This is a genomic window from Parafrankia sp. Ea1.12, assembly GCF_900465275.1.
Taxonomy (GTDB): Bacteria; Actinomycetota; Actinomycetes; order Frankiales; family Frankiaceae; genus Parafrankia; species Parafrankia soli.
In genome coordinates, this window is sequence record NZ_UBIZ01000165.1 from 1 (window position 1) to 12,322 (window position 12,322).

At 71.4% G+C, this 12,322-nt stretch carries 10 protein-coding genes and 1 pseudogene; 5 read left to right on the plus strand and 6 right to left on the minus strand.

What is annotated here, in order from left to right:
- The first annotated feature begins 111 nt into the window (after positions 1 to 111).
- Positions 112 to 1,242 (plus strand): RNA-guided endonuclease InsQ/TnpB family protein, encoded by a 1,131-nt coding sequence (locus FMEAI12_RS04725; RefSeq protein WP_368672052.1) that lies wholly within the window; start codon positions 112 to 114, stop codon positions 1,240 to 1,242.
- Between the two features lie 387 nt (positions 1,243 to 1,629).
- Here the strand turns inward: FMEAI12_RS04725 and FMEAI12_RS04730 are convergent, their stop codons facing one another.
- On the minus strand, positions 1,630 to 2,403 hold the full coding sequence (locus tag FMEAI12_RS04730) for a type 1 glutamine amidotransferase (protein WP_112105099.1): 774 nt from the start codon (positions 2,401 to 2,403) through the stop codon (positions 1,630 to 1,632).
- 292 nt (positions 2,404 to 2,695) lie between these two features.
- Here FMEAI12_RS04730 and FMEAI12_RS04735 point away from each other — a divergent pair, with 292 nt between their 5' ends.
- Positions 2,696 to 3,184 (plus strand): flavin reductase family protein, encoded by a 489-nt coding sequence (locus tag FMEAI12_RS04735; RefSeq protein ID WP_112105100.1) that lies wholly within the window; start codon positions 2,696 to 2,698, stop codon positions 3,182 to 3,184.
- Positions 3,185 to 3,219: 35 nt separating this feature from the next.
- Here the strand turns inward: FMEAI12_RS04735 and FMEAI12_RS04740 are convergent, their stop codons facing one another.
- The gene (locus tag FMEAI12_RS04740; RefSeq protein WP_235013704.1) at positions 3,220 to 4,095 is read right to left on the minus strand and encodes a hypothetical protein; all 876 of its coding nucleotides are present in this window, start codon (positions 4,093 to 4,095) and stop codon (positions 3,220 to 3,222) included.
- 352 nt (positions 4,096 to 4,447) lie between these two features.
- Here FMEAI12_RS04740 and FMEAI12_RS37015 point away from each other — a divergent pair, with 352 nt between their 5' ends.
- On the plus strand, positions 4,448 to 4,612 hold the full coding sequence (locus FMEAI12_RS37015) for a hypothetical protein (RefSeq protein ID WP_165938707.1): 165 nt from the start codon (positions 4,448 to 4,450) through the stop codon (positions 4,610 to 4,612).
- A gap of 171 nt (positions 4,613 to 4,783) precedes the next feature.
- Here the strand turns inward: FMEAI12_RS37015 and FMEAI12_RS04745 are convergent, their stop codons facing one another.
- Together FMEAI12_RS04745 and FMEAI12_RS04750 are read right to left on the minus strand one after the other, a co-directional pair.
- Positions 4,784 to 5,047 carry a hypothetical protein gene (locus tag FMEAI12_RS04745; protein WP_071066869.1) on the minus strand — a complete coding sequence of 88 codons (264 nt, stop codon included), beginning with the start codon at positions 5,045 to 5,047 and terminating at the stop codon, positions 4,784 to 4,786.
- Positions 5,048 to 5,362: 315 nt separating this feature from the next.
- A complete protein-coding gene (locus tag FMEAI12_RS04750; protein WP_071066870.1) occupies positions 5,363 to 6,235 on the minus strand; it encodes a helix-turn-helix transcriptional regulator in 873 nt (290 codons plus the stop codon).
- A 458-nt stretch (positions 6,236 to 6,693) separates the two neighbouring features.
- Between FMEAI12_RS04750 and FMEAI12_RS04755 the strand changes: the two genes are divergently transcribed.
- Positions 6,694 to 8,406 carry an ABC transporter ATP-binding protein gene (locus tag FMEAI12_RS04755; RefSeq protein WP_112105103.1) on the plus strand — a complete coding sequence of 571 codons (1,713 nt, stop codon included), beginning with the start codon at positions 6,694 to 6,696 and terminating at the stop codon, positions 8,404 to 8,406.
- A complete protein-coding gene (locus FMEAI12_RS04760; protein WP_071066871.1) occupies positions 8,403 to 10,229 on the plus strand; it encodes an ABC transporter ATP-binding protein in 1,827 nt (608 codons plus the stop codon). The genes FMEAI12_RS04755 and FMEAI12_RS04760 overlap by 4 nt, the downstream gene beginning before the upstream one ends.
- A 140-nt stretch (positions 10,230 to 10,369) precedes the next feature.
- On the opposite strand, the gene FMEAI12_RS04765 is transcribed toward FMEAI12_RS04760, so the two are convergent.
- The gene (locus FMEAI12_RS04765) at positions 10,370 to 11,605 is read right to left on the minus strand and encodes a cytochrome P450 (protein ID WP_071066872.1); all 1,236 of its coding nucleotides are present in this window, start codon (positions 11,603 to 11,605) and stop codon (positions 10,370 to 10,372) included.
- A gap of 549 nt (positions 11,606 to 12,154) precedes the next feature.
- A pseudogene (locus FMEAI12_RS39700) lies at positions 12,155 to 12,322 on the minus strand (amidohydrolase); the annotation flags it as partial.

Genomic DNA, 12,322 nt, shown 5'->3' on the forward strand with positions numbered 1-12,322 from the left:
GGGTGACCGAGATGCGTAGCGCGCAGGCCCTGTCCTTCAGGACAGGGTTAGCGCATCGACGACAGTGTGACGGGCGTGCCCGCTACGCTGGCACCTGTGGGGTCGAAGGTGGTGAAGCGGGCGTACCGCTACCGCTTCAACCCGACCCCCGATCAGGCCGCCCAGCTCGCGCGAACCTTCGGCTGCGTCCGCTACGTGTACAACAGGGCGCTCGCCGAACGGCACCGGGCCTGGTTCCAGGAGCAGCGGCGGGTCACTCACGCCGAGACCGACCGGATGCTCACAGCGTGGAAGCGCGACCCGGAGACGGCGTGGCTCGCCGAGCCGTCAAAAGGCCCACTTCAGGCCACGCTGCGGAATCTCCAGACCGCGTATGTGAACTTCTGGCAGAAACGTGCCGGCTACCCGACGTTCAAGAAGAAGGGCAGGGCTCTCGACTCGGCGACCTACTTCCGGAACTGTTTCAGTTTTCGGGACGGTCGGATCACGCTGGCGAAGCAGGACGCGCCGCTGGCGATCGTCTGGTCGCGTCCGCTGCCCGACGGGGCGGAGCCCTCGCAGGTCACGGTGTCGCGGAACGCCCGCGGCCAGTACCACGTCTCGATCCTGGTCGAAGAGACGATCACCGCTCTTCCCGTGTCGCCCGGGCGGGTGGGGATCGACGCGGGGGTCACCTCGCTGGTCACCCTGTCGACTGGGGAGAAGGTGGCCAACCCGAAGCACGAGCGTCGGGATCGGGCCCGGCTGGCCTGTGCGCAGCGGGACCTGTCCCGGAAGGTGCGGGGGTCGGTGAACCGGGCGAAGGCCCGAGCGAGGGTCGCCCGGGTGCACGGTCGGATCGCCGACCGGCGTCGGGATCATCTCCACCAGCTGTCCACGAGGATCATCCGCGAGAACCAAACGGTGGTCATCGAGGATCTGTCCGTCCGTAACATGGTCAGGAACCATTCGCTCGCGCGGGTGATATCCGACGCTTCGTGGTCGGAGTTGCGGCGGATGTTGGAGTACAAGGCCGGCTGGTACGGTCGCACCGTCATTGCGGTCGATCGATTCTATCCGTCGTCCAAAACCTGTTCGGTGTGTGGGTCGATCGTGAAGAAACTGCCGCTCAACGTCCGGGAGTGGGCCTGTCGTGGCTGCGGCACGGTCCACGACCGGGACGTGAACGCGGCGGTCAACATTCTGGCCGCGGGGCTCGCGGTGTCTGCCTGTGGAGATGGAGTGAGACCGCCTCGCTCCTGAAGCGAGGAGGCATCCGTTGATGAAGCAGGAACCCGCACCGCGAGGTGTGGGAATCCCGGTCTTCAGGCCGGGGAGGAGGTCAACGAAGTAGACGGTGCCCATCCCGCCCACGCCCAGCCGGCCGGCGAGTGCGTAGCCGCCGATCTCGGTCGGATCGCCCTCCTCCAGCGGTTCGACTCCCGGGGGGACGTCCGCCATCACTGTCCCCTCCAGGCCGCCGCACCGGATCCGTCGTCCGTCCAGTATCGCGGGCCTGCTCGGGTGGGACGTCCGGGAACGGTGGCTGGTACGGCGACGAGCGGCGTTTCGCGACGACGCCCTCGAGGCCCGCGGCGGCGTTCGCCCGCAGGACGTCCTGCCGGGGCCCGTCGGGCCGGGACGGCTGGCTCACTTCGCCCGGGGCCGTCTGGAGCCGGCTGTGGTGCGGATGCTCGTCCAGAAGGCGTCGAACAGGGCGTCCGAGCGGTGCCGCGCCTCGTCGGCCCGGGTGGCGATCTCGGCGCGCAGGGCGGCGGCGTCGACGCCGTGACCGCGCAGCCACGGCTCGAGCCCCTGCTCCCGCCACCCGCGGACCCACCCCTCGAAACTGGCCGGCGTGATCTCGGGATGGAACTGGACGGCCAGGTGCGGCCCGGAGCGGAACGCCTGCGGGGCGTCCGCGGTCCAGGCGATCTCCTCGGCGCCGGGCGGGACGTCGAAGGTGTCGAAGTGGAACTCGAGCCATGGGCCCGCGGGGACGAGATCCGGCGCCGCTGTCGTCACCGAGCGCCAGCCGAGCTCGGGGCGCGGCGCCTGCCGCACGGCGGCGCCGAGGGCGCGGGCGAGCAACTGGCCGCCGAAACAGATCCCGAGCACCGGTGTCCCGGCCTCGACCGCGGCCCGCAGGTAGGCGAGCTCGGACGGCAGCCAGGGCACGGTGTCGTCGTAGGCGGACTTGTCCGAGCCCATGACCACGACCAGGTCCAGCGACCGCGGCGAGGGCGGCGGTGAGCCGGAGGTGACGAGGGTGAAGTCGATGCCGTGGTGGCGCAGTCGGTCGCCGACGCTGCCGATCTCGGCCACGGCGGCCCCATCCGTGACGTCGTGCACGATCACCACCGCCCGTGGCGGTGTGCCGGCCCGGATCGCCTTGTCGGAGCCCAGCGTGTTCTCGACGCCCACAGTGTTCCCGACGGTACGCCACGTGCTCGCGGACGGCTCAGAACCAGATCCCGATCGGGACGCCCCGGTCGTCGAGCTGGCCCGGCCCGGGGTCCGGAAGGCAGCCGGTGCGGCCCGGCCGCTGGGCGCGCCTGGCGGGGCGCGCCGTGCGACCGCCGGGACGGGCGTGAGGCGCTGATCTCTGGGAATGTCCCAGGCACCCGGCCGACCCGGCGGCCGGCAGTGCGGGGCGGGGAACGTCGCACCTGGGCGGGGGATGCCGTACCTGGGCAGGAGAGGAGCTGGGCGATCCATGGTCGAACCGAGCGCGTTTCACGAGGCGGTGAGCGTCGTCAGCTATCCGATGGCGATCGTGACCACCGCGGCGGGCGGTGAGCGCAGCGGTTGCCTCGTCGGCTTCCACACCCAGTGCAGCATCGATCCGCCGCGTTACCTCGTCTGCGTCTCACGCGGCAACCACACCTTCGGCGTGGCCCGGCGGGCGACGCACCTGGCCGTGCACCTCCTCGACGTCGCCGACCGGGAGCTGTCGGAGCTGTTCGGCGAGCTCACCGGCGACGAGGTCGACAAGTTCGCCCGCTGTCGCTGGTCGGGTGGGCCGTTCGGGATGCCGGTGCTGGCGGGTCCGCGTGCCTGGTTCGCCGGTCCCGTGATGACCACAGTCGAGGTCGGTGACCACACGGCGTTCGTGATCGATCCGGTCGCGGGGGAGTTCCACGGTCCGCTGCGCCAGCTGGGGTTCCAGGACGTGCGCGACATGGAACCGGGCCACCCCGCCTGACGGGCCCCGACTGATCGGCCCCGCCGGGTCGGCTCTCAGGCAGGCTCGCCGGCCGGTGCGCTGTCGGGGGCGTCCGACGCGTCGGCGAAGAAGACGAAGCAGCGGGTGCCGACGAAGGCGTCGTCCCGCATCACCATGCTCGAATAGACGATCATCGGCAGGAGTGAGTCGTCGAGCCGGCGGATCGTGGTCGGGAAGTTGACGATCCCACTCTGGCCGGTCATGGCCTCGCCCATCGCCACCAGGTCCGCCTCGACCGCGAAGATCGGGAGGAGGTTCTGGCCGACGAACCGCGCCGGTTCGTCCTCGCAGCCGAGCAACCGCAGGTGAACCTGGTTGGTCCGCCGCACCTCGGCGGTGCGGGCCATCGCGTGGACGGGGACGGGCAGGAGCTCGAAGAGATCGTCGAGCTCCTTCGTCAGCGACTGGACGCCCGCCTCGTCGAGCGGCTCGATGAGCGGGGTGACGTCGGCCTGGTCCCACTCGCGGTGCCACTCCGACGCGTCGGTGCTGTCGGGCCCCGGCAGGGACGCCTGGAACGCCGGCCGGGTGACGATGCGGAGCATGCCGCCGTCCGGCTCGCCGTTGACGTCGAGCAGGCAGTCCGCGGTCGAGTCGTCGGCCCGGCGGACCGTGACCGGCACGTTGTGGAGCGCGTACCCGTCGGCCGCGGTGGCCGTGAGCCGGTCCCAGGTCGCGGCGTCCAGGAGCGCCCTGGCCGACAGCCCGGAGGGCGACGAGCTGGCGTCGGGCCAGTCCGCGATCCGGTGTTGCGCCCGGTTCGCCCGGCGCACGGTTCCGTCGAAGCCCGTGACCATGATTCCGATGTTCGAGTTCTCGAACAGGTCGACGAGCTCGAGCAGGTAGTCGGTCGCGGAGACGCCGGCGTACTGCGACACATCGATGGGCATGAACTGGAGCCTTTCTCTGGCGCGGGCCGCTCGGGCCGCGGGCTCTCGGCGCTGGCTACCGGGACGCCGCCGCGGATCACACGGCCGGGTGAACCGGGTGCGACGAGGGTCCCTGGCGCAGGTAGCGCGCGGCCAGCGGACCGGTAGCGGCCTTGCCGCTACCGGCTCTGGCACTGCGGGCGAGATGTAGCCCACCGTACCGAAGCGGTTCCAGAGGGGCATTTAACACGGAAGGAGCCCGGAGCTTAACTTCCGGTGAATCGCCGTGTGCGACTCTTGGTTTGCGTGACATCCGGTGGTGTGGTACCGGGTCGGCCCATCCGCGTCACAACGGCGGGAGAGTGGTATTCCCATGACGGACATCGTCAGGCTGGTCGAGTCGATCAATGATGTTCCCACCATGGAGGAAACGGACGTGATCCTCGAGGAGCTGCGTCAGCTCCCGAGGACCCCGGAGAACATCAAGCTGATGGACGATCTTCTCGAGTTTCGGTCACTACTCGGCGCGGCGGAGTGAGAGCACGCGCCGAGTAGCGATCGAAGTTCGGGCGGGGTGCCGGCTTACGTCACGTTCCCCCAGGATGTGCCGAGTCCTGACCGGCCTGGCATTCCTCTACCGTGGGGTGCCGGACGGCTGGCGCTGCCGATCGCCCGGCTGTCCAGCGCCGAGATGCGCTGGACAGTCCATTCAGACGAACAGGCCGCCCTGGTTGGCCGCGACACCGGACAGCTCGCGCAGGCGGTTCTCGACGTACCGCTCGCTGTGGTTCGTCTTGTCCGCGATACGGGCGACGAGGTCGTTGATGTTGGTGGCGGCGTCGAGGTCCGCCGTGCTGACCTGGCCGAACTGGTCGAGGATGCGGTAGCGCAGCTGCCGCCAGTTCTGGCGCAGCTGCTGCTCCACCTGGCGCCGCTGCTGCTCGATCTGGCGCTGCTCCTGCTGCTGGATCATTTTCTTTGGATCCCCTTCTCGGTGGTCGTTTTCCTGACGCGCCTGAAGGCGCGCAGCGAACGCTACCCCAGCTGCTTCGGATGGCGTTGAAGCGCCGCCGGAATGCGAACTCAAGGTCGCACTTGGGATGTCTGGCGCCGAATGGGCCGCGGCATCTGGGATGCTCCCCGATCGGGAATCGAAAAGGGCGCACGAGAGGCGTTAATAGCCGTCATCTCGGTCGCCCGGGCAGCCGGGTGAAATGCGGGAGGCGCTGCCGGCTTTTCAGTTTCGCCCCGGCTGGCCGGAGCCGTCGGGCGTGCCGGAGCCGCGGCGTCAGGCCTGCTGCCCGGCCGCGGTGCCGGACACGGTCAATGGTTGCGGCGCGGTGCTTATCCGCCGTTGGTAGGACGATGGCGTCTCGCCGCAGTACTGGGAGAACGCGCGGGCGAACGCGCTGCCGTTGTCGAAGCCGACGGCCGTCGAGACCTCCAGCACCGACTGCCCGGGCACGGCGAACAGCGCCATCGCGCGCAGCAGGCGGGCCTGGAGGAGGTAGCTGCGCCACGACAGGCCGAGCGTCGAGCGGAACTGGCGGCGCAGCGTCCGCTCGGACACGCCGACGGCCCGGCTCACCTCACCGACCGTCACCGAGTCGAGATGGTTCTGGGTGTAGGCCATGGCCGCCGACACGATCGGGTCGGTCGAGGTCGGCAGGCTGAGTGGCGCCTCGTGGTCGAGTGCCTCGGACACGAGGTGGCCGAGCGTGTGGAAGAAGCCGTCGGCCACCGGGTCGTGCTCCGCCCGGGCGATCGGCCACCGCAGGGCGTAGATCATCATTTCGCGGATGAGTGGGGCCACCGCGAGGATGCGGGCGCGGTCTCCGGGATGCGGGACGAGCCGCGGGTCGAACATCACCGACACCGTCCGCACCGCCGTGTTCATGGTGGCCTGGTGCTCGAGGCCGGCGGGAATCCACGCGGCCTGCTGCGGCGGCAGCAGGTAGTGCGCGGTGGCGGTTTCCACCTCGACCACGCCCGCGACCGCGTACTCGATCTGGTGCAGGTCGTGTGAGTGCCAGCCGGTGACGAGCCGCTCGCCCTCGTACAGGTAGCTGCCGCCGAGGGCCTGCCCCCCTCGGCGCACATCGACCAGGCTGGCTCTGGCCGTTTCCGGCGCTCTCCTGGCGGAATGTGCGGAGGCGGTCATGGTCGAGAGTGTACAAACGGGGCCTGCTGTGGTCTACCGGTCGCGGTCGCGCGCCGGAAGGCGATCAGTCTGGCCGTCGGCCGCGCTGGATGTGCAGGTCGGCGGCCTGCGCCCGGATCCGTGTGTTGATGTTGGCCGTTTGTGTTGGCTATCTGGCCGTAGATGCAGAGACGGTCACGGCTGCAAAGCGTACAAGTATGGGGAAGTCGAAAGGTGCGATCACAGTTCCCGTTGATTCGATGCGCGCGCCGACGGCTTCCCGATCCGACGGCCGAGGAGACAAAAATTAAGTGGGACGATCCGGTCCTGGTGGGCATTGACGGCAACGTGGTCGAGCCGCCAGACCTGTTATGGAAGAACCTGCCGACCAAACGGTCCCGGCTGTATGCCCGGCAGCGGGAGGAAAGAGAACCCGCGCGCGCGGTGCGAGGAACTCATGGCGCCGGGTGGAACGCTCCGTGAACGCGGCGGTGGCACCTGATTCCACCGGTCAGACCCACACGGCCGCGTCGATCCTGCGCCGGGCGAGAAGGGGCCAGCTTCGCCACCTCGGCGCCTCGTCGTTCTTCCTGTCGTGCCACCAGGTGGCCGAGGCACTCGTGCCGGTCACGATCGGCCTCGCCGTCGACCGCGCGGTCGCGACCGGGGACGGCCCGTCCATGCTGTGGTGGCTGGCGGCGCTCCTCGGGCTCTTCGTGGTGTTGACCTGCGCGATGAGGTGGGGCTTCCGGGCGAACCTGCGGGCGACCCAGGGGGCCGGTCACGACCTGCGGATGCTGCTGGCCGAACGGGTTCTCGACCCACGCGGCGCCGCCGGGGCCGAGCGGATGCCCGGCGAGCTCGTCTCCCTGGCGACCGGCGACGCCCTGAAGGTCGGCATGCTGAACTACGCCACCGCGATGGCCATCTCCGGTTTCGCGGGAGTCGGCGTGGCCGTGGTCGCCCTCGTCCGGTTCTCCCTGCCGCTCACCGCCCTCGTGACCGCGGGCTCGGTGCTGCTACTGGTGATCACGCATGTGCTCGGCCGGCCGCTGGAGCACCGCAGCGCCGCGGAACGCGCGAAGATGGCCGCGGCGACCGGCCTGGCCGCGGACCTGATCGCCGGCCTGCGGGTCCTCAAGGGCTTCGGTGGTGAGCGTCCCGCCGTCGCGCGTTACCGGTCGGCCAGCCGGGAGGCGTTGGGTGCGACCCTGCGCTCGGCGGCCGCGGAGTCGACCGTGCGGGCGGTGGCCGTCGTGCTGGCCGGTGGTCTGCTCGCCGCCGTGACCCTGGTGGCGGGGCGGCTGGCCGCCGGCGGGTCGATCAGCATCGGCGCGCTGATCACCGCGGTCGGCCTGGCGCAGTTCCTCGTCGATCCCCTCAACCGGATCACCGGCTTCGGTTCGCAGCGCGCGCAGTCGCTGGCCTCGGCCGGTCGCATCGCCGCGATCCTCGACGCCCCCCACGCGGTCGGCGGCACCCGCCAGGCCACGGCGGCCGGCCCCGGGCGCCTCCGCTTCGAGGGCTTCTCGGCCGGCACCATCCGCGGTCTCGACCTGGAGGTGGCGGCGGGCGAGTTCGTCGGCATCGTCGCCTCCGATCCGAAGGAGGCGGCGGCCCTGCTGGCGGTCCTGGCCCGCGACGCCGACCCCGAGACCGGAACCGTCCTGCTCGACGGTGAGTCCGTCGCGCAGCTGTACCCCGACGAGACCCGATCGGTCGTCCTGGTGGCCCCGCACGACGCCGAGCTGTTCGAGGGGACGGTGGCGGACAACATCCGTTCCGCGGCGCCCGGGGCGGAGCTGGGCCCGGTGGTCGCGGCGGCGGGGCTCGACGACCTCGAGGAGGTGCTCGGCGAGGGCCTGCGGACCCGGCTCCTGCACGGCGGGGTGTCGCTGTCCGGCGGTCAGCGCCAGCGGGTCGCCCTTGCCCGGGCCCTGGCGGCGGACGTCCCCGTGCTGGTGCTGCACGAGCCGACGACCGCGGTGGACTCGCTCACCGAGCTGAAGATCACGCAGGGCGTCAGACAGCTGCGCGACGGCGCGAGCACGGTCTGCGTGACCTCGAGCCCCGCCGTGCTGTCGTTCTGCGACCGTGTCGTGGTGCTCGACGGCGGCGTGATCACGACCGAGGGGACCCACGAGGAGCTCGTCGGCTCGCACCCCCGCTACCGCGAGCTGGTGCTCGCATGAGGCGCCGCCCAGGCCCGTCCGCGGGCCCGGAGCCCGAGGACGGTCTCCTCCCGAAGGCGGGAGCAGGCGAGACCTGGCGGTACGCGCTCCGCCTGCTGCGGCCCCGCTGGTATCTCGCGGTGCTCACGGTCCTGGCGCTGGCGGTCGGCGCGGCTGTCCAGCTGGTCACGCCGCGGGCCCTCGGATGGGTGATCGACGCGGCGATCGAGGGTGACCGGGGGGCGATCGTCTGGCCGGTCCAGGTCCTGGTGCTCGTCGCGGTCGCCACGGGCGTCTTCCAGGTGCTGACCAGGACGCTGATCGCGTTCGTCGCCGAGCCCGTTCTGGCGACGTTACGGGAGGAGGTGGTCGAGCGGGCGCTGCACCTGCCCTCGGGCGCGGTGGAGCGCAGTGGCGCCGGCGACCTCGTGGCGCGGATCAGCGGTGACGTCGAGGTCGTGACGACGGCGATCCGCAACATCGTGCCGACGCTGGCCATGTCCGTCTTCCTGGTGTGGATGACGGCGGTGGGCCTGGCGGTCATCGACTGGCGTTTCGCCGCCGTCGCGTTGCTGGCCGTGCCGACGGACCTCTACGCGCTGCGGTGGTACCTGCGGCGATCGGGACCGGTGTTCGCCGCCCAGCGGGTGGCCGAGGGCGCCCGTGCCCAGCAGCTGCTCGACTCGGTTGGCGGCGCGGACACCGTCCGGGCCTTCCGGCTCGGTCCCGACCACCTGCGGCTGATGGCGGGGCGGTCGGAGGAGGCGATGGACTGCTCCTTCCGGGCGATGCGCTTCCGGACGCGCTTCTGGGGCCGGATGCACCTGTCCGAGGCCATCGGCGTGGCGGCCGTCCTGGTCGCCGGCTTCTATCTGGTCCGGGACGGGTCCGTGACGGTCGGCGCGGCCACGGCCGCGGCGTTCTACTTCAGCCGCCTGTTCGAACCGGTCAACATGGTGCTGATGATGATCGACATGGTGCAGGAGGCGGGCGCGGCACTGTCCCGTCTCGTCGGTGTCGCCGGGGTGCCGCTGCCGGAGCAGCGGGAGGAGACGGTCCTCACCGAGCCGTCGATCGACCTGCGCGACGTCCGATTCGCCTACGGGGCCGGCCATGAGGTCCTGCACGGTGTCGACCTCGCCGTGCCGGCCGGGGAACGCCTGGCGGTGGTCGGTGCCAGCGGCGCCGGCAAGACCACGCTGGCCAAGCTCGTCGCCGGGCTCCACCCGCCGGCGTCCGGTGAGCTGCGGCTCGGCGGCCAGCCGGTCGACCGTTTCGGCCCGGACGAGCTGCGCCGGTCGGTGGGCCTGATCACCCAGGAGGTCCACGTGTTCGCCGGGCCGCTGATCGAGGATCTTCGGCTGGCCCGGCCGGAGGCCACCGAAGCGGACCTCGAGGGGGCGCTGGAGCGGGCGGGCGCGCTGGAGTGGGTCACCGCGCTGCCGTCCGGCATCCGGACCGTCGTGGGGAAGGGTGGCCACCGGCTCACCCCGACGCAGGCCCAGGAGCTCGCGCTCGCGCGCATCCTCCTCGTCGACGCCCCGATCGTCATCCTCGACGAGGCCACCGCCGAGGCGGGCAGCGCCGGGGCCAGGCGACTGGAGCTCGCCGCACAGCGGGCGCTGAGTGGCCGCACCGTCCTGCTGGTCGCCCACCGGTTGACGCAGGCGGCGGCGGCCGACCGGGTCGTCGTCCTCGACCGGGGCCGGGTCGTGGAGAGCGGCTCACACGACGCGCTCGTGACCGCGGGTGGTCACTACGCGCGGATGTGGTCGGCCTGGTCGTCGAACGGTGATCCCACCAAGGGTCCCGCGAGCAGCGCTCCGTCCTCGGCCTCGGCGTGAGGTCGCCGACGGGTGGGCCGACGGGTGCGTGGCGGGCCTGAGGTCTGCGCTCGTGACGAGGGAGCCCGTCCGGTCGCGGCGCCCACCCCGACGTGGCCGGACGGGCCACGCCGGGGTGGGCAGGCGCGCCGGCGGGTGAGTCACCAGGCGACGGGTAGCTTCTCCGGACGGCCGATCGGCGCGGCGAGCTCGTAGCGCAGCTCCGACACCGGCACCGCCAGGCGCAGGGTGGGAACGATGTCGATCAGCGCGGAGAGCACCTCGGTCAGCTCGACCCGGGCCAGGTGCGCACCGATGCAGTGGTGCGCCCCGTGGCCGAAGGCCAGGTTCGCCACCGGCTCCCGGGTGAGGTCGAGCCGGTCGGGGTCGTCGTAGAGGTCCGGGTCCCGGTTGGTGGCGGCGAACGGGGCGATCGCGACCTCGCCGGCCCGCACGGTGAACTCGCCGAGATCGACGTCCTCGGTCGCGACCCGGGGGAAGGTCATCGACAGCGGGTGGTAACGCAGCAGCTCCTCGACGGCGTTCGGTAGCAGCGCGGGGTTGCCGACCAGCGACTCCCACTGCGACCGGTCGGTCAGCAGCGTGGTGACCGCATTGGTGATCACGCCGGCGGTCGTCTCGAACCCGCCGATGAGCAGCGTCAGCGCCAGCGAACGCAGCTCGACCTCGTTCAGCCGGCCGTCGTCGGTGTCCTGGGTGGTGATCAGGACGTCGAACAGCTTCGTCACGGGCTCTCCCGCGGCGAGCTGGGCCTGCCGTTCGCGCACCAGGCTGTCCATGTAGCCGTACAGGGCCTTCTGCCCGGCGGCGGCGGCCTCCCGGTTGGTGGCGAAGCGGAAAAGCGTCTCGCTCCACGTCCGGACGTTCTCCCGGTCGATTTCCGGAACGCCGAGGATCTGGCAGATGACGTCGACCGGCAGCGCGGCGGCCAGGGCGGCGCGCAGGTCGGCCGGGGCGTCCTTGGCGGTCATCGCGGTGACGTGCCGGCGGGCGGTCTCGGCGACCCACGGCCGGAGCTGTTCGATGCGGCGGTGGGCGAATCCGGTGGAGACCAGCCGTCGGATACGGGTGTGGTCGGGCGGATCCAGCCACAGCAGCGAGTTCGGGTCGGGAATCTGCGCCCCGGTCAGCGGGGGCCGGAACTCAAGCGTCTTCGTACGGGAGAAGCGCGGGTCGCTGAGCATCGCCCGGGCCGGGGCATGCCGGACAATGAGCCAGATCGGGATCTGCCCGGGGCCGAAGCGAACCCGTATCGCGGGCGCGCGCCGGGCGATCTCGGCCAGTGTTCCCGACGGGAGCGGGCTGAAGGTGTCCGGAAAAGGAAAGGACGGAAGATCCTGGTCCTGATCCTGAGGCACAGTCTCGGTGACCGACATGGGAGAAATGGATCCTTTCACGGTCAGGGTCAGGAAACGACGCACCGCGCACGGCCTGACGGAGGATCGCTGCCGGTGCTGTGTGCGCGGGTGCCGGCCGGGGCCGGGCGGGCTCGGGCCGGGCCGGGCGGAGACGGCCGCGCCGCCGCGCCGCCGCGCGGGCGTGACGTTGTGGTACGCGCTCGGCCCTCAGATCGGCCGGGATGTGCTCATCCGCGGTGGGTGGTGACCGCCCGCCCGGTGGTCGTGCCGGCCCGGGTCCGTCATCGCACAAACCCCCTCGAACATGGGCAGTTGCGTCGAAATAACCCTAGCGAGGCGATCGTTGCGGGAGAGCAAGACTGCCGATTTGCCTCGGGTCAAAACATGTCAGGGCCTGGCAGCTGGTTCCCCGGCGCGGAGTCCCGGTCTGTGGTTGGCTGACGCGCCCCGGCAGAGGACCCGGTTCAGCGGTGGACCCGGCCCGGCAGTCGACACGCCCGGCGGGAGACGTGGCCCGGCGGGAGACGTGGCCCGGCGGAGCATGCGGGCCGGGTGCCGTGACGGACCCTAAGGCGCCGTGTGCGCGAGCGCGCCGTCGATGATCGTGGCCGCGACGTGCGCGGCGTCAGGGTCGGCCAGCGCGTCGTCCAGCGGTGTTCGCAGCAGGCACAGATCCGCGGGCAGACCCGGGTGGAGCCGGCGGGGGCGGGCCGGGTCTGCCCGCGGATCTGTGCC